We start from the raw sequence: 22,903 nt of genomic DNA on the forward strand, positions 1-22,903 counted from the left end.
CCGAAACTCTTCTAAAGCATTTCGATATTTAGCAATTAACCGAAGTCTCACTAAAATCACTTCAGTATCTAAATTAGTCATACACCCCACTTTTGTAATTCCATATCAATAAGCTGACGCTGGTCTTGGCGAAACTGTTTTAATTCTGATTCAGTCCTCAAGGATGTCAAACGAAAATACTCGAATCCTCCCGCGTCTTTTTCAGAAATGAGGATGCCGTCACGGGCGATAAAATGAGCCAGCAGCCACGGACAGGTGTTCAGTTCGACGACATCAATGATATCGCTATTGATGCCAAAAGTTTGACCCAGAATTAATGGAACTTCAAACCCCTTAAAGGCATTGTCGGCAATATGAGACTGGCGGAGATTGGGATCATAGAGGGTGGCAAAGTCCCAATCACTATCATTATGGGTTTCTCCTGTCGCCCTTGAACCAAATAGAATGAGCATTTTTAAGTAGGGAATTTTTTCGGGAAGTTGGGTGGATAGTTCCTTGAGTTGTTGTATTGTGGGTTGATTTAGCTGCATTTTGAGATTAAATGAAGTTTAATTAATCACACACAGAGTTTGTAGTTAGCGCTTTAGCGCTGATGGCACTAAAGTGCCGACTACGAACGAATTAAGTAATCCATATTTCTCCTCCCTGATTCTGAAATCGATGGGCTAGGGTATCGAGTAATAATGCAGATTGTCCAAGGGCGATCGCATAAGGGGCTGTTGCTTCGTGTATACTGTATTGGTCGCTGATCGGATAGATCTGAAAGTGCATCGGTAAGCGTAATCGCCGCCTTACTTCTATGACGGAACGCGACAAGACATAACTGACTAATCCCTGCTTCTGTAACCGTTGGTTAATTGCACCCACCCAAGGGTTATCGGGTTGCCAAATTTGAATCCCGGTGAGTACCTGCACCTTGAACGCCTCTGCAATCGGTTGTAAGTCTCCTGGATAGGTAAACCGCCAGTTTAATCGTTCTTCCCGATAGGCGTGCAATTTCATAAATCCCAGACAGTATTCAAACCTCCCTTTGGCAATGGGTTGTCTGGTGTCTGTGGCGGTCTGCTGAAGTGTCCGTATAAATCCGGCTTTCGTCCACCATTCAATCTCTAGGTTACTCAGAATTCCGGGTAAGTTGTAGGTTTTAAATCGGTCAACGGGATTGTCTTCGGTGATGTCATAGAGTCCACATTGTAAGGAACTCACACCGCGAAAACTTGCCGCATCTTCAGCAATGGGATTGCCTTTCTTTCCCGATAATTCTTGCCAGTCTTGCGCCCATCCCCGAATCCGCCCCGCCACTCGCTTCAATTGGGTATTAAATACAGCCTCGCTGAGTTGACAAAACGTTTCCCGACTCTGGGCATACTGAGACTGAATTGTGCGATCGCGTAACTGATAGGCTAAGAAACAGGACTGTACTGCCCCCCAGCGGGAATAATAGCCGCGAAAGTCGTTAATCTGGCGATAGTTTGCGGTAATAGTCTGATGTAAAAATGAGCGATTATAGTCTCCAGTGGGGTGTAATGGGGGCTGTTCTGCTGTAAACAAGCGTTCGACTAAAAAGTTGGGAACTAAGGCATAAGCGGTAAAGGTTTTAAACTTGACAAATTTACCCTTTTGTTCATACCCCTGATGGCGCCCCAACCGCCCCAACCGTTGAATAAAGTTCCCCGCATCAGCCGACTCAAAGATTAAAAAGTTAATCTTAAAATCTACGCCCACATCAATTGTACTCGTACCAACCACTAAATCCGCCGCCAGCGATCGCGCTTTTTCTCCGCTTCCCGATAACCCGGTATTTTCTCCCACTGTTAACCCCACAGGCTGCAACTTCTCCCGCAAAAAGGGCACCAGTCGCTTCACGGCAGCAATGGAGTTGAGAATTATTGCCCCTTTACTCCCTGGATGCTGCTGAAACTGAGCCAAAATTAAGGCTAAATGGTTGACTATCCAGGCTTCCGAGGCATTAAATGAGGGGTCGAGGGGGATAAACTTGAGCGTAATTGACCGAGAAACTTGCCGCCACTGCTGCTGTTCTAATTGTTGACAGGCGGCTACGGTATCGGGGAACTTATAGGTATTGTTAATTAGTTTGACCCGAAATCCAGCGGTTTGCAATCGCTCAATTAACGGCGGTTCCGGTGTCGCCGATAGAAATAGGAATTTTTTGCGGCGATTGGTACAGCGAATCAGCAACAGGGTATTAATAATGCTGGCAACTTGGGGCGGATTAAAGACGTGGAATTCATCAAAGATAAATAAGTCAAAATCCTTATCAATTCGCCCCCATAACCGATCCGGACTATCCCCCTTAACTAAATACGCCCCGCGATGTAAATAATGGAAAATATCGGGATTGGTGAGTAACACCTCCGCCTGACTGCTACGAGAGGCGATCGCGGCGCTTTTTCTTAATCCTTCATTTTCGGCATACTGTTCTAAGTCTGCCCCAGACAGTCGCACAACACGGGGGTCATTGGCAGGCTGAAAGGTATCAATATAGCCGCGAATCTGGAGTTCTTGATCACGGGCAAGTTCATTGGTAGGATAGAGTCCCATGGCACAACTATTCCCTTGCAGAACCTCTAAATAAGCGGCTAAACTTTTGCCATCTCCAGTCATGGCGGTGTTAAAAATAACATCAATGTCTGGATTTCTGATGGCGGCTAAGGTTTCCACTTGATGTCCAGACAGGGATGACCAGCCTTGGGGTAAGGTGAACCCTTCGGGTACTTGATCAGCCGGACAAGAATAGATGGGTTTGAGCGTAATTTGATACTCGGACATATCCGTGAAACAGTGTCCGTAACGTCTTGTTATTTCCCATGATGACACTCAAAATAGAAAATGAGCCACATTATCCGGATAAAGTGTCCGTATAAATTCGATGAGTCGCAAAGGTCAGTCAATCACCCTATCCCTATCCACACGAGACAAAACCGAACTAGAAGCGATCGCGCTAGAATTAGGTATCTTATGGGGAGAACGTGCCAATATCTCCAAACTCGTAGAAGCGATCGCCCGTCGTCAGTTATTGGTATTACCGAATCAGGATTGGACCGATAGTCGTATCCAGGCGTTAGATCGGACAATTGGCGCCTTAACTGATATTGGAGAGATGGAACAAGCGCGGATTGTGGCAGAATTATTACTCGAACGCAGCGAACTCTCGATTCCCCTACGCCGCAAAATTGAAGGGTTTGTGGACAATTTACCCCCACCTTGGCGGATAGAGATTGACCGCTATCTGCGCCGCCAGCATCCTTTTGAGTTATCCTATCAAGATGCCCCAGGGCGTTTATGGCAGTTTACGATTCGTTATGGGAGAATCAATCTCCACGAAAAACGTCAGTACCTCGATTGCTGGTGTGAAGAAACCGAAGGGAACCTGGATATTCCGGAGTTACAGCATAACTGGTGTTTGCGATTAGATCGGATTCAAGACGCCGCGATAACGCCGATTAAGGGACAATGGCGACACAATTTGGATCAGATTGAGGTGGAAATGCATCTATTTAAAGGATTAGCATTTGCCTATCAAGCCAGACGCGAGGATCAGGAAAACGACTGGCTACCGGATCAGCCACGAGTACGGCGGGTGGTGAGAAGCGTATCGAGTACGTTTTGGTTTCTGCGGGAGGTGAAGCAATATGGCAAAGACTGTCAAATCATCGTCCCTGACTCCGTGCGATCGCGTTATATTGATGAGTTAATCGCGACTTGTAATCAGTACAATTTGACTGTTTCAATCCCTGATCAGTAGGTAGACACAATTAAAGGCGAGAAGTAGAACTCGCTACCCGAAAAGAAGTGCGATCGCGCTGTTCTTCCTCGGTCTATGCATATTTTTTAAAATTAGTCAAGACAATCCTGATAGGAATTTTGCACCAGAGAGGGTGGCATAGTAGCCGTTGTCCACGGTGTAATAGTTACCAAAGGAGAACGTGAAAACTGATACCCTGTTTTATAGCCTGTTTAAACAATTTCCCAGTATCTTCTTTGAACTGATTAACCAGTCAACAGAACAAGCAACAACTTATCAATTCACCTCCCGTGAAATCAAACAACTAGCATTTCGACTGGATGGTTTATTTTTCCCCAAGACGGAAAACTCCCAAAACCCCTTCTATGTCGTCGAAGTTCAGTTTCAACCCGATGAGGATTTATACTATCGTATATTTGCTGAACTCTTTCTCTACTTGAGACAAGATAAACCCGCTTGTCCTTGGCGGGTTGTCGTCATTTATCCGACTCGCCGGATTGAACGAGAACAACCGTTACAATTTCGGGAACTGTTTACCAGAGTGCAACGGATTTACTTGGATGAGTTAGGAGACGATGCATCGGATTCCTTGGGGGTTAATATTGTTAAGCTAGTGATTGAAAATCAACAGACAGCCCCTGAACGAGCAAGGACCCTAATCGAACAAGCCCAAGCTCAGATAACGGATCAGACGACACAACGGAACCTAATTAATTTAATTGAGACAATCATTGTTTACAAATTACCGCAAAAAAGCCGAGAGGAGATAGAAGCCATGTTCGGGTTAAGTGAACTCAAACAAACCAAAGTTTATCAAGAAGCCAAACAAGAAGGGTTAGATGAAGGTCAACTCAAAGCTAAGTTAGAAACCATCCCTCGGATGATGCAGTTGGGTTTAAACGTGGAGATGATTGCTGAAGGGTTAGATTTACCTCTCGAAGTTGTCAAAGCCGCAGCACAGTCATTCTCTCAACAGAATGTTGCGGCTTTTATTGAACTCTTAACTCATCAACGAGAACTTTTCTCGGCTCAAGACTTGGCTGACTTGGCTGACTTAATCAAACCGTTACCTGATAAAATAGAAAATCTATCTTATGCGATCGCACAATGGTGCAAGCAAGACGGACATTCAGCCCAGCTTCAGGCTTGGCGTCATCTTCTCTCTGACTTATTGGCGGCTACCGTCGAGCAATTGTTAGCAAGGAACCTCGAATCCCTTGATACTCCATCTGCTGTACTCAACAAAGCTATGTTACAACAGGCGATTGAACAGTAGGGTGGGCATTGCCCACCTGACTCGCTAAATCCCGCGTCGAAATGCCCGAATCGCTTCGCCTGAATCAGTTTCCGCCATCAAAATACACCGTCTTAGCCAGTCAATAAGCTGTTCGGCATTTAAACCTTAATATCAATAACGGCGAAAGCCTTGTAGTGCGTTAAGCGAAGCCATGCCGCAGGCTTTGCATCTTGCTCGCTACTAAGCTGTTCGGCATTTAAACCATAATGTCAAGAATTGCGAAATCCTTGTAGTGCGTTAAGCGAAGCCATGCCGCAGGCTTTGCATCTTGCTCGCTACCCATTCCCAATTTAAATGCGTGACAGCTTAATACCCAATTTATAGCAACCGCCATGGCTGTTAGGACACATCATTTATGTAGAGACGTTGCATGCAACGTCTCTACAATGGTGCCGAACGTCCTAATCGATATGTCTATTGCTATAAATGCATGACAGCTTATTCGGTTTTGGTTATCGCTGATAGGAGTTACAGATAAAGATGACTAGCGTTTCAATCCCTGATAGGGATTATAGAGGATTTCGACGTTTCAACTTCCGTAGTCCCGATAATGTATTCAAGTTTCAATCCCTGATAGGGATTATAGAGGATTTCGACGCATCATGGATTGCTGAAATCAATAAATCTGAAAGTTTCAATCCCTGATAGGGATTATAGAGGATTTCGACAGTTTTTGATGATTGGCGCGGAGTAGAAATAATCGTTTCAATCCCTGATAGGGATTATAGAGGATTTCGACTGGAAAGATACGCACCATTCGCCCAAATATTCACGTTTCAATCCCTGATAGGGATTATAGAGGATTTCGACCTGTTATAGGGCTAGCGATCGCGCCGTCTAATATGTTTCAATCCCTGATAGGGATTATAGAGGATTTCGACGATTACTCGGTCTTTGAATCTTAAGAAATTTTCTGTTTCAATCCCTGATAGGGATTATAGAGGATTTCGACTAAACATTTACTCCCCGTACTTACTGCAAAATATCCAGTTTCAATCCCTGATAGGGATTATAGAGGATTTCGACTTTAGCCGCGCCGGTGATTACTCCGTTGAACACGCCAGTTTCAATCCCTGATAGGGATTATAGAGGATTTCGACGTTCGTGAAGTTTCTGTTCTGGACAGGGTGTCGGTTTCAATCCCTGATAGGGATTATAGAGGATTTCGACTCTCTTAAAAGCGAGTGGTGCCTAAAGGAACTGCGTTTCAATCCCTGATAGGGATTATAGAGGATTTCGACTTGACCCAAGCGGCAAAATGGGCGATGAGTTGTTAGTTTCAATCCCTGATAGGGATTATAGAGGATTTCGACAAGGATAAACAGCGCCGTCCCTTGAAGGATGAGGTTTCAATCCCTGATAGGGATTATAGAGGATTTCGACCGCCGACCTCTGAAACGCTTGCTGTATTTAGTTTTCAAGGTTCGATTGCGACAACCTCCTCTAACTATAGCATTTCAGCCCTCACTTTTGACAATTCCCGCCAACAAAAAAGTCTCAAACCCTTTCTGAATAGGCATTTCAGCCATTGCGACAACCTCCTCAGCCGCAAAAAAGCCTGTATCCCTCACCCAATAAGGATTACAGCCTCAAATTTTGACTCCCCGAAAAAAACACCTACTGGTTGTCGCATCAGACAATCAAAGACTTAAGGTAACTCCACCGATGTCGGTTTCGCAATGTGAGGTAATCCCCAGCCCAACTTCTCACGCAACACCCGGAAAAACTCAGGCGGTTGCAGGCGAATAAATTTAGCCGAATAAGGCGATCGCGCCACATGAACCTGATCCTCAGGTAACACATAACAGCCCGCATTTCCATCCACCACCATCACCAACTGAGTCGGCATCGCCGGAAACACCTGCACTTTTTCCGTATCCGCAAACACTAACGCCCGCGACGCCAAAGAATGAGGACATATCGGCATCAACTGCAACACTGGCACCCCAGGCGTTACCACCGTTCCCCCCGCACTCAGGGAATACGCCGTCGAACCCGTCGGTGTGGAGATAATCACCCCATCAGCCGCAATATCCACCGACGAATGCCGTCCAATTTTCACCTCAAAATGGCACATACAGGTCAACGGTTCCCGGTGCAAAACCATCTCATTCAAACACAAGGCTTCCCACCAGATACACTGATCCCGCACCACCTGCACCAACAGCATCGCGCGTTCTTCTATCTCATACTCCCCCGTCATCACCTGTTCTATCGCCTGGGGAAGTTGATTCAGATAGATTTCAGTCAGAAATCCCATGTGTCCGGTATTAATTGCCAGCAGAGGAATTCCGAAGGGCGCCACTTGGCGAAACGCCGCCATCACCGTACCATCTCCCCCCAGAACGATCGCAAACGCCATTTTTTCATCAAATCCCGGCGCTGCTAGCTTATCTATCGGTGTATGACAGACTGGAGACTCAGGGCGGGAATAGCCTAAAAGTCCGCCCACACCCGTTGCCATATACACTTCCCAACCCGCTGCCATGAGTTGCTCTTGTAACTCTTCAGCAACCCGACAAGCTACAGGTTTGTAGTCGTTATAAATAATCCCTGCTTTGCCCACACTTATCAGTCCGCGTCATACATTATTAATAGTTGTTCTACCCAATAACCCTGATTTGCTCAACTTCAACCTATCATTGATCCCCTTGACGAGAAAGCTTACACCAAAAAGCGACAATCTGTGTCACTCAAAGACTATGCCCTCTTACTCCCCTCTCCCTCGGAGGGAGAGGGGATTTTAGCTTAACACTTCAACCTATGTTCTAGGCTTAAGGTTTTTTCATCGGTGTCTTCCTCTTCTTCTTTTTCGCCTTGCTTTTCTCATAATCAATTTCCCTCAGCTTCTTGGTAATTCGGCTAAAATACTCTTGCAGATAAGCTTCCAAAGTAGTTGTATCGTTGGGATCAAGACCAAAAACCGGATAAACCTCATCCATAGAAGCCGTCATCGGTTTCCCCGTCGCTAACACCTCCGTGAATGCCAAGCGATCGGCGATATTCCAACCCCACTGAAAAAATCTGGTAATCTGGCGCATTGCCCGCAAGAAATTAATCGGGAGTCGAGCAATTCTAGCATCCTTACCGGAGAGTCGCTCACATAGACTAATAATCTCATCGGCTCTCCAGGCTCGTGTTCCCACAACCGGAAAGGTTTTATTTGTCGTTTCCGGAACCTCAAGCGCACGAACGGCAAATTTAGCAATATCCTGAGTATCCATATAAGCGGTGGGCGCAGCTTCCCCGGTAATCCAAACCGCTTGCCCTTCCAAGATTGGCACAGCATACTGCATAATCAGTCCTTGCATAAACCCAGCAGGTTGCAAGATGGTGTAATTTAATCCTGATTCTGCCAGAAACAGTTCAGTACACCGTTTAATCTCCATCAACGGCACCTTGGGAAACTTCTCACAATTGAGAATCGAGAAAAAGACAAAGCGCTCCACTCCCGCCGCCGCCGCCGCTTGAATCAGCGCCACCTTGCCATCCCAGTCTACCTGTTTAATGGTGAGAGAGCCTGTTGGTCTAGAGGTTGCTGCATCAATAATAGCGGTTATGCCTTCCAAAGCAGGCGGTAATGTATCGGGTTCACACAAGTTTCCTTGTACCAGTTCGGCTCCCCATTCTTTCAAAAATGTGGCTTTCCTAGGGCTACGCACCAGACAGCGCACCTGATGACCTTCATCGAGCGCCCGACGAACCACCTGTCTTCCTAAAGTGCCTGTTGCACCAACGACCAACAAGTTCATTTATAAAAGTTCTGCCTGTAAACTTAACATTTCTATATAATTCTATCAGAATTTGTCTTATGTCATTGGTCTTATGTCATTGGTCATTTGCTCCCCCCTCACCCCCTCACCCCCTCACCCCCTCACACAAATCTACCCCTCACCCAATCACCCCCTCACACAAATCTACCCCTCGCCGCCTTGGATTTTGAGTAACAAAAATCCCAAACCCATACCCACGAGAATTAGGGTAAAGGATAGTACAGCAGCATTGAAAATTTCAGCGTTCATGTCTTAGTCTCCTCTTGCGATCGCTAAACAGGCTTTAAGTTATAAGATTATCGCGATTGGGTTGAAATCCAAAATGAAAACTGAGAAATATTTGTTTACACAACCGCACCATCCACCCCAAGGGCGTCCTCGCTTGGCTGTCACCTTGGGTGATCCGGCTGGAATTGGTCCGGAGGTGGTGCTGAAGGCGTTGGCAGATGAGCAGATAACTCAAGATGCTCAAATAACGGTTATTGGTAGTCGCTCGTTGTTACAGACGGCGTATAAGGAATTGCGGCACACCGTAGACAGTACCACACCTCTGGCTGAACCAGATAATCTATCCATACTAGATATCCCCTTAGACGCCTCAACCGCACATCAGATTACTCTGGGGCGGGGAAATGCGGCGAGTGGGGACGCCAGTTTTGCTTATTTAAAGAGTGCGATCGCGCAAACCTTGGCGGGTGAGTTTGAGGGAATTGTCACTGCGCCGATTGCCAAGTCATTCTGGAAAGCCGCCGGACATGACTATCCGGGTCAAACTGAAGTGTTAGCACAGGCGGCTGGTGTCGAGCGATTCGGGATGCTATTCGTCGCGCGATCGCCTCATACCGGGTGGCTATTGCGAACCCTGTTAGCCACAACCCATATTCCTTTGCATCAAGTCCCCCATACTTTAACCCCAGACTTGATGAAAACAAAACTGGATTTACTGGTGGAATACTTACGGCTGGAGTTTGGGGTAGAAACCCCTCGCATTGCCATTTCTGGGTTAAACCCCCACAGTGGTGAACAGGGACAATTAGGGCGTGAGGAAAAAGACTGGTTGATTCCCTGGCTAGAACAGGAACGAAAGCAACGTCCCCAGATAAAATTGGATGGACCTGTACCACCCGATACCCTTTGGGTAAAAGCGGGTCAAGCCTGGTACAGTAATCCAGCCATCCCCAATCTCCCCGATGCGTATTTGGCGCTTTACCATGACCAAGGTTTAATTCCAGTTAAACTGATGGCATTTGACCGAGCGATTAACACCACAATTGGTCTACCATTTGTGCGAACCTCTCCGGATCACGGTACGGCTTATGATATTGCTGGTCAGGGAATTGCTAATTCGACCAGTATGAAAGCGGCGATTCAATTAGCGGCACAATTGGTACGGCACAGGCAATTGTTGTAGGGGCGGGTTTTAAATCATTGGTGTCAACTTAAGCTCAACCCCTCTCCCCCAGCCCCTCTCCCACGCCGGGGAGAGGGGAGCAAGAGAATCCGATTCCCCTTCCCCCATGAAACAAAAAGCTCCCGCATCCTTTGGTCTCCCTCTTTTTAAGGGGGACGGAAGGGGGATCTAAAAAGGGGGACGGAAGGGGGATCTAAAAAGGGGGACGGGAGGGGGATCTATAAGGGGAACAAGGGGGGTCTGGGGGGCTGATCCCCCAGATAAAACTGCTATCTTTGACCCTATCTGTGACAAGAAGAAATTGTCGGGTGTCGGGTGTCGGGAATAGCAGCCAAGGAATAAAGGGGCTAAACCGCCCTGCCCAACCATCAAAACTCATCATATTCTATTTATTCTGTCAAGATGTAATTCCTAGAAACTAGATGTTAGCGTAGTGGAGCTAGTCTATCTTTTTCCGAACAGTCACAGGATAGCAGTAGGATCAAGCCGAGTAAGTAATGATAGAACAGGATCTCAAAGGCGATCGCTCCTTAGTTTTAGAAACAGCATGGCAGCGATATGCCCAGCTTAAAACCCAAGCTGCAATCACTTATAGACAATATTTGAGTCTTCGGGGTGGCTCAATTTTGCTCAGTGCGATCGCCACATTCCTCGCGGTGGTTATCGCCAGTACAGATAGGCAACTCATCGCCGCCCCACCGGGACGAATCTTAATCATTGGTTTAGTTTTAGTTCCGATTATCAATGTGATCGTTTTGGCGATTAGTCGCAACCTGCAACAAGGACAGTATTGGCAAATTCTCAATGCTGGTGCTGAAGAAATTCGCAAAACGATCTATCTGTATCGGACATTGCTACCCGGACAAGAGAATCGTCATCAATGGTTGAATGAACGAGTTACAGCGATTCAACGCCAGGTCTTTGATAGTATTGGCAGTGATTTAGTAATGCAACCCTATACGGGTCATCTTCCCCCGGATGAGAGGGGCGAATACCAAAATCATGATCCGGGTTTTACGGATTTACTGCCCTCAGATTACTTGCACTATCGCCTAGAAGCGCAACGGCAACACTATACCCAAGAACTCGCCCAACTCAACACCACTCGCACTCGCTTACAAATTGCCATGTTTAGCGTGGCTGGATTGAGTGCATTATTACCCGTTTTAGGCGTGAGTGTCGGCGTCTGGGTGGCGTTTACCCTCTTCTTGGCAACCGTATTTAGCCTGTGGTTAGAATTAGGACGCATCGACGATCGCGTGAATGCGAATAACCAGCTCATTTTAGCCCTCAACATGATTCGCGATCGCTGGCAAAGTTTAACCGCCAAAGAGCGGACGGGTGAGGAATTTTTTCAGCTCGTGCTAGCGACAGAAAATACACTCTGGAATTACTATAGTCAACCGATTTCCGAACGGCGTCAAATTGCCACCCCCTTGCTGGAGCCGAGTGATGATTTACTCACAGAAGCGATCAAAGAACCCGTTGTCGAACACCAAGAAGAATCAAACAACGTTGAAACCCTAGCCGTTACCGCCCAAACCCCCAAAGAAGCGGTCACATTGGAGGTGGTTAAAAAAGTTGAAGAACCTGCTCAGGAACCGCCGAAAAAGGGATTACCTCATGCCTTTGTGGTAATGCCCTTTGGACGAAAAAAAGGACCGGATGGGCTTTGGATTGACTTTAACAGCATTTATCGGAACTTAATTAAGCCAGCCTTAGAAGAGGCAGGATTTGAGTCATTTCGTGCCGATGAAGAAATGGTTAGTGGCGATATTTTGACTGATATGTTTCAGGAGCTATTGCTCGCTGACCTGGTTCTGGCAGATTTAAGTATTGATAATGCTAACGTGTTTTACGAGTTAGGCATTCGCCACGCCCTGCGTAAGCGCGGCTTGATTCACATCCAATGTGGTCGGTCTTACATGCCTTACGATATTTTCAATGTCCGGACTCTGCCTTATCACTGTGATGATAGCGGTTGTCCTGACCCAGAGTATTTACACAAAGACAAGCAGGCGATCGTGAAAATGGCGCGTGCCACCTGGGAGTCGGACAAAAACCGCATTCATAGCCCAATTTTCAGTATTTTAACCGGACTGGATGAACCCGATCGCAAGTCATTGCAAACACCCCTGGCAACCGGATACTGGCAGGAATACAAAGAATGGCAAGAGCGTGTGGTGCTTGCCCAGCGACAAAAGCGGATTGGGGATGTCTTATTATTAACCGAAGAGGTGAGTAATCCCCTAATTAAAGAAGAAGCCCTAGCTGAAGCGGGGAAAGCCCTAAAAAATCTGGGAAATCATGCCCTAGCGCTCAAAGAATATCGCCAAGGCTTGAAAATCAATTCCAAAAATTCTGAGTTTCGCAAAGAAGAAGCATTTCATCTCAGCCGCTTAAAGCAATTTGATGAAGGGATTGTCAAATTAGAGTCATTGCTCCAAGATGAACCCAAAAATATAGATGCGCTCTGTTACTTAGCTCGCATTTACAAAGAAATGTGGCGCAATGAATGGAAAGACATCACCGATGAGCCGGAGCGGTTAAGTGCTGCCTATGATGCCGCGCACTTACTCAAAAAAGCCGTTGATACCTATCTCAAAGCCTATCGGCTGGATCACAATCACTATTATGCTGGGATTAATGCCCTAACCTTATTAGTCCTTCTCGATCATTTAGTCCAGCATTGTGATCTCGATAGCGATGCCGAAGGAGAAGCCCTGCGGCAACAGTTACCCAATCTCAAAGGAGCGGTTCAATTCTGCCTGGAAAGTGCAGTGAAGACCAATGAAAATGATGCCTGGGCGTATGTTTCCTTAGGAGATTTAGCGGTATTGGCAGCCGACGTTCCTAAACAAGTCACGCGAGCGTATAAAAAGGCGTTAACGCTACTCTGGAACAATAAATTTGCCCTAGAAGCCACCCTGGATCAACTGGAACTTTTGGCGGCGCTTGCTTTCCGCCCGGAGTATGTACAAGCAGGACAAGTGGTGATCCAAGGGGAACTCGACCGACTGAACAATCAAACGGCAATAACGGCGGATGAGAGCGAACCAGAACCCACACAAGTGATCCTCTTTTCCGGTCACATGATTGATAGTCCGACACGGGAGCAACCGCGTTTTCCCGCTGCCATGGAAAATGAGGCGCGGCAAAAAATTGAGGAGACTCTGGATAAGTTAAATCCCAGTACCAATTGCTTGGCAATTGCTCCCGGTGCGGCTTGTGGCGGTGATATTTTGTTTATCGAAGCCTGCTTAAAGCGGAACATGAAGGTGGAGGTATTTCTGCCCTTTGCCCCAGCTCAGTTTATTCTCGAATCTGTTAGTTTTGCTGGGGATAACTGGGTATCCCGTTTCTATACAATTCAGAATCACCCTAATGTGTCATTTAGTCTGCAACCGGAACGATTGGGAGACGTGCCGATAGGGGATAATGCCTTCGAGCGCAATAATCGCTGGGCGTTGTATTCTACCCTCATGTATGGCATTGATCGCGTGCGACTGATTGTTCTGTGGAACGGTAAAGGCGGTGACGCGCCCGGAGGTACAGGTGACATGGTTCACCAGGTACGCCACTTAGGAGGCGTGGTTGAGCATATTGATACCACCAAATTTGACTACTGGAACACGAGGACGAAGGTATTAGCCAGTTAAAGGCAATGTAGAGACGTTGCATGCAACGTCTCTACAGGCTGGTTTACCAAACAACTGGGAATACTAAATAGAGGAAAAAGCCGTGAAGCTCAGGTTAAGCCGTGCACTGGAGTAACCTATCCTTGTTGCTCTTAAGGATTGACGTGGCTTAATCTTAAGATCATTGTCCTCGATGACATGGTTAAACTGATGGTTAAAATATTCTCTCTCTAGAGTCAATTCAATGAAAAACTCCTGTACTTTAACCTTTAACAATAACCTCTCCGCCCATGTTGTTCAAGTCCACAGTCCCACGGCGTTGGCGGCGGCGTTGCACCAGCTTGGTCTTGACCAACCCCGTCCTACCCTGGCGTTAGTGGGTGGAGCGAGTAAGATTAGTGAGTCTGACAAAAATGATTTGCGACGCATTTTTCTCGAAGTGATTGCGCCTCTGGCTGAACAACTGGGAGTGGTAGTTGTCGATGGGGGGACGGATGCGGGGATTATGCAATTTATTGGTCAAGCGCGGACAAGGATTCGTGGGACATTCCCATTACTTGGTGTCGCCGCGATTGGTACGGTTATACTTCCTGGTGTTAAAAGCATGAATGCTGATGCGGCGATGCTAGAGCCAAATCACACCCACTTTGTCTTAGTTCCAGGCTGCAATTGGGGAGATGAATCCCCCTGGTTATCTGAGATTGGTAGTCATTTAGCTAAGGGGTTACCTTCGGTTACGATTGTGGTGAATGGTGGTGAGATTACCTGGCAGGATGTGGCGCAAAGTGTGAAAGCCCAGCGACCTGCGATTGTCTTAGCCGGGAGTGGACGAACGGCTGATAAATTGGCAGCCGCGTTGCAGGGAGAGGTAACCGATGAACGAGCCACAGATTTAGTGGCATCGGGACTTTTGCACGCTATTGATGTGAGTAAAGATGCAGCAGCACTGGCTCATCTAATTGGGCAGATGCTTTCGTGACCTGCGGATGCGTTGCCCGGATAAATTGCCTCCAAATAAGGTGGGAAGAAGCGTTGACATTGATTCGGTGAAATCGGAGGTTTTAAAATAAGTGTAATTCGGAGATTGATGCTAATGTATTTTTTTTTATGACATAATAAAAATTAAGTTGATTGAGACGTATACCGCTGATCCGGTTTGAGTGTTGCATGAAGCGTTTGTTGCTCAAACTAAATTATTTATTGGGTCATTTCATAATGTCTTAAGCCCACCATTGTTATATAGACTCTTGCAGATCAAGGCATAGAACGTGGCAAAAAAGAACTCTTACAGTCAATATCTTAGGCAACACCTGAGTAACTTAATCGAGCAGACGGACTTGCCCCCCTTGAAAAAGGACTTTATGAAAGCCCGATGGTTGGATCAAGTGCTGTGGCTGGAAGGACGGGCAACCAAGGAACGCGATCGCCATAACTCTTTGAGGTTACTAACGATTATCGGCGGTGTTATTGTTCCCGCCATGGTGGGATTCAAAAGCCCGAATCTAAGATCCAGGAAATTGTCGGATGGTCAGCGTTTGGGTTGAGTCAAGCGGTAGCCGTTTCCGCCGCCGTGGAAGAATTTTTCGCCCATGGGGAAAAATATAAGCAATTCCGCAATACAGCCGAAAATATGAAAATTGAGGGCTGGCAGTTCCTGCAAATGGCTGGACCCTACAGTCAGTTTGAATCCCATGACGATGCTTATGCCACCTTTGCCTATCACGTTGAGCAGCTAATTCAGAAAGACGTGCAGGGTTTCGTCACTCAGTTTGAAGAAAAAGGACAGAGCCAAGAAAAGACAGCCGCAACCGTGGCTCAAAATGCCGAGTTAGCTCTGAGCAATATCAATGAGCAAATGGAGTATCAGGAGCAATTGCGGCGACTTGAAGCGGAGAAACGCCGCTTGCGAGAAGAGAAAGAGCGTTTGGAACATGAGCGTTTAGCGCCGCTGGAACCTGCGGAAAACAATGGGGAAGAGGTCCAGACTACCCCGGTTACTCTCGAAGACTTGCCCACCCTAGGTGCCGCCGCAATGGTTTGGTTTGAAGAAGACGAACCGGAAGAACCCAAAAAACAAGCATCGATGAATGGTCAAGGAAATAGTGAGCCAGCCAAACCCGCCGTACCCCAACTGATTACACCCGAACAAGCGGCAAAAATAATGGATTGTCCCCTAAGTGATAGCCAGAAATATTTACCTGGGGTATTAGAGGCGCTTCAGGACTACGATATTTTGGATAAGCAGGTGCTAATTGGTTTACTGGCAACGGTGCGAGTGGAAACCAACGGGTTTAAGCCCATTAATGAGTTTGGTGGACCAAAATATTTTACCAAACATTATGAAGGACGCCGTGATTTAGGGAATGTGAAGCCAGGGGATGGGGCGAAGTATCACGGTAGAGGCTACATTCAGATTACAGGGAGAGCCAATTATCGCACGTATGGGCAAAAATTGGGGGTGGATTTGGAGAATAATCCTGAATTAGCTCTAGACCCGGAAATTTCTGCTAAGATACTAGCTTGTTACTTCAAAGATAGAGGGGTCGCCACTGCCGCAAAAGTTGGAGATTGGCGTAAAGTCAGAAAATTGGTGAATGGCGGCTATAACGGTTGGGATGTTTTTTCTAAGTATGTTGAGAAAGGTAAGGCGGTAATTGGTTAAGGTATGGAACCCACAGAAGAAGTTTTTTTTCAAGTTCAGGAACTCAAGGAAGCGATTCAGGAACTGAAAGAGCAGATCAAAGAAATGCAATCGATAAATGAGGTACAACAAGAGTCAATTACGTCTTTAATTGCTTTATCTCAGAAGCAAACCACGGTAATTGAGCAGCAAACCTCTGTGATTCAGCAATTGGTGAGTCGGTAAGAGAAAGATAAGTAGGTGGACATAATTAAAGTGAACGGTGGAGAACTCGCTTCGCGAGAAGCAAGCTACGTCATTCGTCATTTGTCAAAACCCTTGATAAGTAGTCGGACAAAAGAAAACGACACTATATTAAGTTTTGTAAATAGCCCTCAAAGCCTTACTGTTCCCTGTTCCCCGTTCCCTGTTCCCTAATCTCAACAGTTAACTTGAATTGTGTCCACCTACTTAGTTCCCTGTTCCCAGTGAAGAGTTCCCTGATCTCAACTGTTAACTTTAATGAAAGTCCACCTACTTAAAATAGGATTTACCGTTCAACAGCCCCTAACGCCTTAAGGGTGGCTTTTTGTGCATCCGTTAACCCTCGAGTCCCCGTAATGTTCATCCCCTCGTAAAGCCGATTCGCTCGTAGGGTTTTGAGGCACTCACCAGTATTAATATCCCAGATTTTAATCGTTTCATCTTGACTACTACTAATCAAAATACGACCATCTGGACTCCACGTCACAGAATAAACCCAACTCGTGTGACCCGATAACACTGTTATGGCTTCACAGGTTTGAGTATCCCATAAGCGAACCGAGAAGTCATGATTACCACTTGCCAGAATCCGACCATTTGGACTCCAAGCGACAACCCATACCCCACCCGCATCGCTGTGCCAGGTTTTCAGACATTCACCCGTACTCACATCCCACAAGCGAATCGTTTGGTCATGACTGCCACTGGCAAGAGTACAACTATCCGGACTCCACGCTACAGAACAGACCCAACCGGTATGACCCTGCAATAGTTTCCATGATTGACCGCTATTCAAATCCCACAACCGAATCGAGAAATCAAAACTACCCGTAGCCAGGGTTCGACTATCTGGACTCCATGCCACCGTCCAAACCCAACTGGTGTGACCCTGCAAAACTGAACGGCAAACCCCGGTTTGGGCATCCCATAACCGCACCGATAAGTCATGACTGCCACTAGCAAGGGTATGACCATCGGGACTCCAAACTAATGTCCAAATGCTACCCGTATGACCGGGTAACGCCAGGAGACAGTGACCACTCTCCACGTCCCACAAGCGCACGCAGGCGTCAAGACTACCCGTAGCAATCTTACGACCATCCGGACTCCAAGTGACGCCCCGTATTCCATTAGTGTGACCGGACAAAACCTTGAGGCATTCACCGCTACGGCTATCCCACAACCGCGCCAAAAAGTCGTCACTACCACTCGCCAAGAACTCGCCATTAGGACTGACAGCAACCGACCAGATTCCACTGGTGTAACCATGCAACGCTTTTAGGCATTGACCATCACGGACATCCCACAAGCGAAGGGTTTGGTCATGACTGGCGCTGGCAATCGTGCGATTATCGGGACTCCAGGCAACTGACCAGATTCGTTCGGTGTGACCCTGTAGAATCTTAAGGCAGCGACGATTACGAATATCCCACAAGCGCACAATTGGCTCAAAACCGCTACTGGCGAGGAGATGACCATCCCGACTCCAGGCGACTGAGCGAATCCACTCGGTGTGACCTTGGAAAACATGGAGACAGCGACCATTACCCACATCCCATAAGCGCACGGTTTTGTCATCACTGCCACTGGCGATAGTACGACCATCGGGACTCCAAACTACAGCTCGTACCTCATCAGTGTGACCGTGAAAGGCTTTAATACACTGACCATTACCCACATCCCATAAGCGAATCGCTGGGTCAAGACCACTACTGGCAATAGTACGACCATCCCGACTCCACGCCACTGACCAGATCCTACTGGTTTGACCCTCTAGCGCCTTGATACACTGACCCTTACCCACATCCCACAAGCGTACTGTGGGGTCAAGACCACTACTGGCTAAGGTTTGACCATCGGGACTGAAGGCAACCGTCCAAACTCCATTGGCATGACCGTGAAACGCCTTGAGACATTGACCCTCACGCACATCCCATAAGCGCACGGTTTGGTCATCACTACAACTTGCTAGGGTTTGACCATCGGGACTGAAGCTGACTCCCCAGACCCAACCCTGATGCCCTTTCAACGTCAACAGTTGTTTGCCATCTGCCACTTGCCACAAACGCACGTTCCCATCTACATCTCCTGTCGCTACCTGTTTTCCATCGGGACTAAATGCTACTACCAGTACGCCACTTAAGGTTTCTGAGAAAACCGATTTACTTAAATCGGCATTTTGGAAGTTAACATTATACAAATTCCGGCGACGTAGGTCAGCTTGCCAAATCGTTAGATCAGAAAAATTATAGTTCGCTAAATTAATGTGGAGTTGATGTAAGAGGTTAATCAAATTTCCGCCACCATAGCCCGCTAATGCCGAAAAATGTTCTCGGAGTTGGGTTGAAATACCAGCGAGTTTAGCTTCTAAGGTTTTAGGTGATTGAAAGGTTTGGTTAAGCCTTTGGACAAGGGGGTCTAGAATCAGACGGATTTGACTGGCTCTGACATAATCTTTGGCGGTCACTTTGACCATAGCGTGACTGATTAATACTTTAGGGTGTTCTGTGGAAATTTCGTCATAACAGCCCTCAATGAATCGCTCGGTCACGTACTCCATAACAACAGGTTGTTGGGTGTAACGGAACGACAACTTTTCTTGGGGTAGGCGCGTCGCTTTTTCAATTAGCGATCGCCCCCACAGACTTTCTAAGGCTTCCATTAAATTTGACCGAGATACTCCAGGTACGATGTCATCTTGGAGTTCGGCGATGGTTGTCCCTTCTCGATTAATCGCTAACCAGTACATGATACTTTTTTCTAGGGAAGGAAGGCGATCAAACTGTTGCTCTAGCAAGCGGCGAACGCTATTGAAAACAACGGTATCTTCGGCTAAAAAGGCTTCAATTTCGCCGTCAAATAGGGCTTTAATCGAGGTGGCAACAATTTTGATAGCAAGGGGGTTATTGTCGTAGCGATCGCACAACTGTTGTTGATAGGTGGGTTGTCCCACTAATCCCTTATCTTGCAGCAATGCGATCGCGATATCAGGAGAGCCACTCAAGCGCACGGAGCGCACAGGGAGTTGATCACCTTCACTGGCGGTAATAATGGCTGGTTTTTCTCGACTGGTGAAGATGACACAACTTTGATGGGCGGTTTCGCCAATGGCTCTGAGCAGGTTCTCATAGTCCTCATAACCGGGGCGAAATTGTCCTGCTTGAGCGGCTTCTAAAATGGCTTCCATATTATCTAAAATGAGCAGACAACGGGAAGTCCGCAGGTAATGAAGCAGGCGTGCCAATTCTGGTTTTGTGTCCTGTTGGTTCGAGATAAAGGACACTAAGTCACCCAGCAGGGTTTCTCGGGGTGGGGCGTTGCGTAGACTTCGCCAAATCACATAGTCAAACTCATGCTGCACCTGTTGAGCCACCTTGGCGGTGAGTGTGGTTTTGCCGATTCCGCCGATGCCTAATATCCCAATGAGACGACACCGATCAGTGACAACGGATTGCACTAACGTTGCCCGTTCTTGGCGGCGTCCATAAAATATACCGACATCAGCCGCTTCTTCCCAGTCAGTATGATTAGGGACTAAATTTTCTTGAGATTCCTTGCTCCCAGACGTGCCATAGAGAGACGTTGCATGGGACGTCTCTACATCGGGTTGTAAACCTTGGCTTTGCTGTCGCCACTGGCGTTCTAGAACGGAGCGAACATTGGTTTTACTGACCTTTTCATTCAAGGCTTCACTCAGCATTTTCCATAACTTCGGACCCACGTCTCGCTTTAAGTAGCTGGTAGAATAACGGGCGGCTGCGGCGATTTCTTCATAGTTTTTTCTCTGCCAGGAGTATTGCAGGATAGCGATTTCTACGGGGGAAAGCCGTCGTCCTGTTGTCACAAAGACCGCTTCATCGGCAATGAAAAGTCCATCTTCAAAGTTCATGATTCACCCTTGGCTTACAAATGGATTGGTGAAGCTTACTGAACTTTACCAGAACTTTCCCGACTTTTTCCAGAACTTATCTGTATTGACGATAAGTTGTTGGTCAAAGATACTGACATATCAAAGGATTCGACTTGAAAACAAAAAACATAGTTTTTAGTTATGGTTTGGGGAGGAAATCCTTAATACCTTAGGTAATTGGGAAAAAGCGCGTTCTTAAATGAGCCGTTTTTGTCTAAAGTCCAATACACAGGGTTGGGAACAAAGCTTATTGAGGGATGTGAAAAGTCATCCTATCTATGAGGCGGCAGTTCCAAAAAGTTTGAATGTTGATCTTTACGAATAATTAGAAGGGCAATTATGTCAATTTTGAATAAGTCTTCAATAACTGGAGCTGGACTCGCCTTAACTATTCTGGGAACCGGAGGAACAGCCCACGCGATCGTTGTTTATGATGAGTCAGTCAATGCTTTAGTTGAACCTTTCGATTTTACGGGTGTCGCATTTCTGGAAACAGGCTCAAGCTTTTGTAGTGGTTCTCTACTGACTGGAGGCTTACATATTCTGACAGCAGCCCACTGCTTCATGAACCAAAATGGACAATTTGACTTAAATGTCGTGGGTCAAACAAGGGCAATTTTTAATCTATCCAATGAAAGTCTGTTCACGAATCAGCCAATTTTTGAGGCAATAGCAGTTAGTGATTTTTTTATATTTCCAGGCTTTGATCTTCGTTTTTCCATTGAAGGCGATTTGGCTATATTGAAGTTATCTAAACCAGCTTCAAGCCGTATTGATCAATATGACATTTATCGAAAAACTGATGAAATTGCTCAAAATTTTACAATTGTAGGATATGGTGACACGGGGATTGGTTCTGAAGGATTTGATCCAGAGTTGTTTGATGGCAGGAAACGCTTTGGTCAGAATCAATTTGATGCCTTTATCGATGTTTTTCAAGGTGCTTCTCAGCTACCTGAAGAGTACTTTCCTAAAAATACTACAAGCCAGTTGTTGTTTGATTTTGATAACGGCAATCCGGAAAATGATGCCTTTGGTGTCCACTTTGGTATCCATGACTTAGGGTTAGGCAATCAGGAAGTTAGTCCAGGACCGGGTGATTCCGGGGGACCCTCATTCCTCCTCGACGACGAGGGGAACAAGTTGATTGCTGGAATCACCTCTTTTGGTTTTTCTGACGTTTGGGATACTGATGAAGATCGCATTATTGACATTCCCCTGTTCCCAGACAATCCAATTACAGATGTTGTCATTGAAGGAGTCGCTAATGCTAGTTTCGGTGAATTTGCTGGTGTGACGCGAGTCTCTACTTATGCTAGTTTCATCGATGATGTGGTGGCGGGTAAGGTTCGCCCCACAGCTTCGGTGCCAGAACCCTCTTCTATTTTGGGAACTTTTATTTTGGGTACTTGGGGAGCAAGTACTCTGCTGAGACGAAAGAATAAGCAATAATCAAAGGCGAGGATAATATCCTGGCGAGGAGATTTACTTTACACCCAAATTCCGCACAGATTTTTCGCACAGAGTCCCTACTGCTCTAAAACGTGGGGACTCTTTTCCTAATAAATTAATTTGGCTCTTCCGTAGCTGTTATGCTAAACTAACTTTAATCATGCCAACACACTTCAAACTTCATAATTAACCTTTGGCGTGGAAATGGATTGGCGAAACTTACTGAACTTTAGCAGAACTTTCCAGAACTTTTCTGTATTGACAAAAAATATAAGAGCTTATAAATTGAAGAGCAAGGCAGTTGAAAGCTTTCCAAAATCCGTGTTCCCAGTCTGATAACTGTTCCAACTGCTTAGCAAATCTTAATTTCATTCCTTGAAGAATAAAGGCAAGGAAGAATGCTATCACTTGTGGGTGACTTGTGGCAAGTGAATCGGGTGTATCTCAAAACTTAATTTCCTAAACACCTAACTAAACAGGAGAACTCTCGTGGTTCAATCGAATATCAATTTCGTCAGTGAACAAGAACACCTCAGTTCAACCTTGTCCTCTGAACAAAGTAGTCCATTTACCTATTGCTCACTGCCTCAGATTCCTGAGCGATAATTTGACCCTAGTGTTAACCAAAACCGAGTTAATCTTAACTAAGTACGGAAGGACTCATTAGTTGATTATTGCGATAGCGAAGCGCTGCTGTAGGCAGCAGATCGCACGCTGAACTCACCCCGACAAGCACCTCAGTTGCCACTCACTTACATCCGGATCGCATCAT

Annotated in this window: 15 protein-coding genes and 1 CRISPR repeat array; of the genes, 9 read left to right on the forward strand and 6 right to left on the reverse strand. The window is 46.4% G+C overall.

The genetic code is table 11. The features are described from left to right. Nucleotides 1-77: 77 nt before the first annotated feature. Together mntA and cas3 are read right to left on the reverse strand one after the other, a co-directional pair. On the reverse strand, nt 78-530 hold the full coding sequence (gene mntA / locus MC7420_RS27640; RefSeq protein WP_006104672.1) for a type VII toxin-antitoxin system MntA family adenylyltransferase antitoxin: 453 nt from the start codon (nt 528-530) through the stop codon (nt 78-80). Nucleotides 531-621: 91 nt separating this feature from the next. Next, nucleotides 622-2,790 carry a type I-D CRISPR-associated helicase Cas3' gene (gene cas3 / locus MC7420_RS27645; protein ID WP_006104706.1) on the reverse strand — a complete coding sequence of 723 codons (2,169 nt, stop codon included), beginning with the start codon at nt 2,788-2,790 and terminating at the stop codon, nt 622-624. 100 nt (nt 2,791-2,890) lie between these two features. On the opposite strand from cas3, the gene MC7420_RS27650 reads away from it, so the two are divergent. Together MC7420_RS27650 and MC7420_RS27655 are read left to right on the forward strand one after the other, a co-directional pair. Then, nucleotides 2,891-3,766: a WYL domain-containing protein gene (locus MC7420_RS27650; protein ID WP_006104773.1), complete on the forward strand. Its 876-nt coding sequence runs from the start codon at nt 2,891-2,893 to the stop codon at nt 3,764-3,766. 181 nt (nt 3,767-3,947) lie between these two features. Continuing rightward, nucleotides 3,948-5,042: an Rpn family recombination-promoting nuclease/putative transposase gene (locus tag MC7420_RS27655; protein WP_006104685.1), complete on the forward strand. Its 1,095-nt coding sequence runs from the start codon at nt 3,948-3,950 to the stop codon at nt 5,040-5,042. A gap of 510 nt (nt 5,043-5,552) precedes the next feature. Then, nucleotides 5,553-6,446: direct repeats of the CRISPR family, unit length 37 nt; unit sequence GTTTCAATCCCTGATAGGGATTATAGAGGATTTCGAC. A 265-nt stretch (nt 6,447-6,711) separates the two neighbouring features. On the opposite strand, the gene MC7420_RS27660 is transcribed toward MC7420_RS27655, so the two are convergent. The 3 genes from MC7420_RS27660 to petM all read right to left on the reverse strand — a co-directional run bounded on the left by MC7420_RS27660 (nt 6,712) and on the right by petM (nt 9,085). After that, the gene (locus MC7420_RS27660) at nt 6,712-7,629 is read right to left on the reverse strand and encodes an NAD(+) kinase (RefSeq protein ID WP_006104751.1); all 918 of its coding nucleotides are present in this window, start codon (nt 7,627-7,629) and stop codon (nt 6,712-6,714) included. Between the two features lie 208 nt (nt 7,630-7,837). Further along, nucleotides 7,838-8,815 (reverse strand): SDR family oxidoreductase, encoded by a 978-nt coding sequence (locus MC7420_RS27665; RefSeq protein WP_006104749.1) that lies wholly within the window; start codon nt 8,813-8,815, stop codon nt 7,838-7,840. A gap of 165 nt (nt 8,816-8,980) precedes the next feature. Beyond that, nucleotides 8,981-9,085 (reverse strand): cytochrome b6-f complex subunit PetM, encoded by a 105-nt coding sequence (gene petM / locus MC7420_RS27670; RefSeq protein ID WP_044210140.1) that lies wholly within the window; start codon nt 9,083-9,085, stop codon nt 8,981-8,983. A 73-nt stretch (nt 9,086-9,158) separates the two neighbouring features. Here petM and pdxA point away from each other — a divergent pair, with 73 nt between their 5' ends. The 6 genes from pdxA to MC7420_RS27700 all read left to right on the forward strand — a co-directional run bounded on the left by pdxA (nt 9,159) and on the right by MC7420_RS27700 (nt 16,751). Further along, nucleotides 9,159-10,247 carry a 4-hydroxythreonine-4-phosphate dehydrogenase PdxA gene (gene pdxA / locus MC7420_RS27675; protein ID WP_006104702.1) on the forward strand — a complete coding sequence of 363 codons (1,089 nt, stop codon included), beginning with the start codon at nt 9,159-9,161 and terminating at the stop codon, nt 10,245-10,247. Between the two features lie 497 nt (nt 10,248-10,744). Further along, nucleotides 10,745-13,906 (forward strand): TRAFs-binding domain-containing protein, encoded by a 3,162-nt coding sequence (locus MC7420_RS35770; protein ID WP_006104713.1) that lies wholly within the window; start codon nt 10,745-10,747, stop codon nt 13,904-13,906. Nucleotides 13,907-14,129: 223 nt separating this feature from the next. Next, a complete protein-coding gene (locus MC7420_RS27685) occupies nt 14,130-14,864 on the forward strand; it encodes a hypothetical protein (RefSeq protein WP_006104787.1) in 735 nt (244 codons plus the stop codon). A gap of 289 nt (nt 14,865-15,153) precedes the next feature. Continuing rightward, on the forward strand, nt 15,154-15,429 hold the full coding sequence (locus MC7420_RS43540; RefSeq protein ID WP_157453357.1) for a DUF4231 domain-containing protein: 276 nt from the start codon (nt 15,154-15,156) through the stop codon (nt 15,427-15,429). Continuing rightward, nucleotides 15,426-16,547 carry a DUF4231 domain-containing protein gene (locus MC7420_RS43545; protein WP_006104771.1) on the forward strand — a complete coding sequence of 374 codons (1,122 nt, stop codon included), beginning with the start codon at nt 15,426-15,428 and terminating at the stop codon, nt 16,545-16,547. The genes MC7420_RS43540 and MC7420_RS43545 overlap by 4 nt, the downstream gene beginning before the upstream one ends. 3 nt (nt 16,548-16,550) lie before the next feature. Then, nucleotides 16,551-16,751, forward strand: coding sequence for a hypothetical protein (locus tag MC7420_RS27700; RefSeq protein ID WP_006104757.1), 201 nt, complete (start codon nt 16,551-16,553; stop codon nt 16,749-16,751). 304 nt (nt 16,752-17,055) lie between these two features. Here the strand turns inward: MC7420_RS27700 and MC7420_RS27705 are convergent, their stop codons facing one another. Then, nucleotides 17,056-20,658: a WD40 domain-containing protein gene (locus MC7420_RS27705; protein ID WP_044210143.1), complete on the reverse strand. Its 3,603-nt coding sequence runs from the start codon at nt 20,656-20,658 to the stop codon at nt 17,056-17,058. A 360-nt stretch (nt 20,659-21,018) separates the two neighbouring features. Here MC7420_RS27705 and MC7420_RS27710 point away from each other — a divergent pair, with 360 nt between their 5' ends. Next, nucleotides 21,019-22,131, forward strand: a complete 1,113-nt coding sequence (locus MC7420_RS27710; protein ID WP_006104703.1) for a trypsin-like serine protease — start codon at nt 21,019-21,021, stop codon at nt 22,129-22,131. Nucleotides 22,132-22,903 lie beyond the last annotated feature (772 nt).

This window comes from Coleofasciculus chthonoplastes PCC 7420, assembly GCF_000155555.1.
GTDB lineage: Bacteria > Cyanobacteriota > Cyanobacteriia > Cyanobacteriales > Coleofasciculaceae > Coleofasciculus > Coleofasciculus chthonoplastes_A.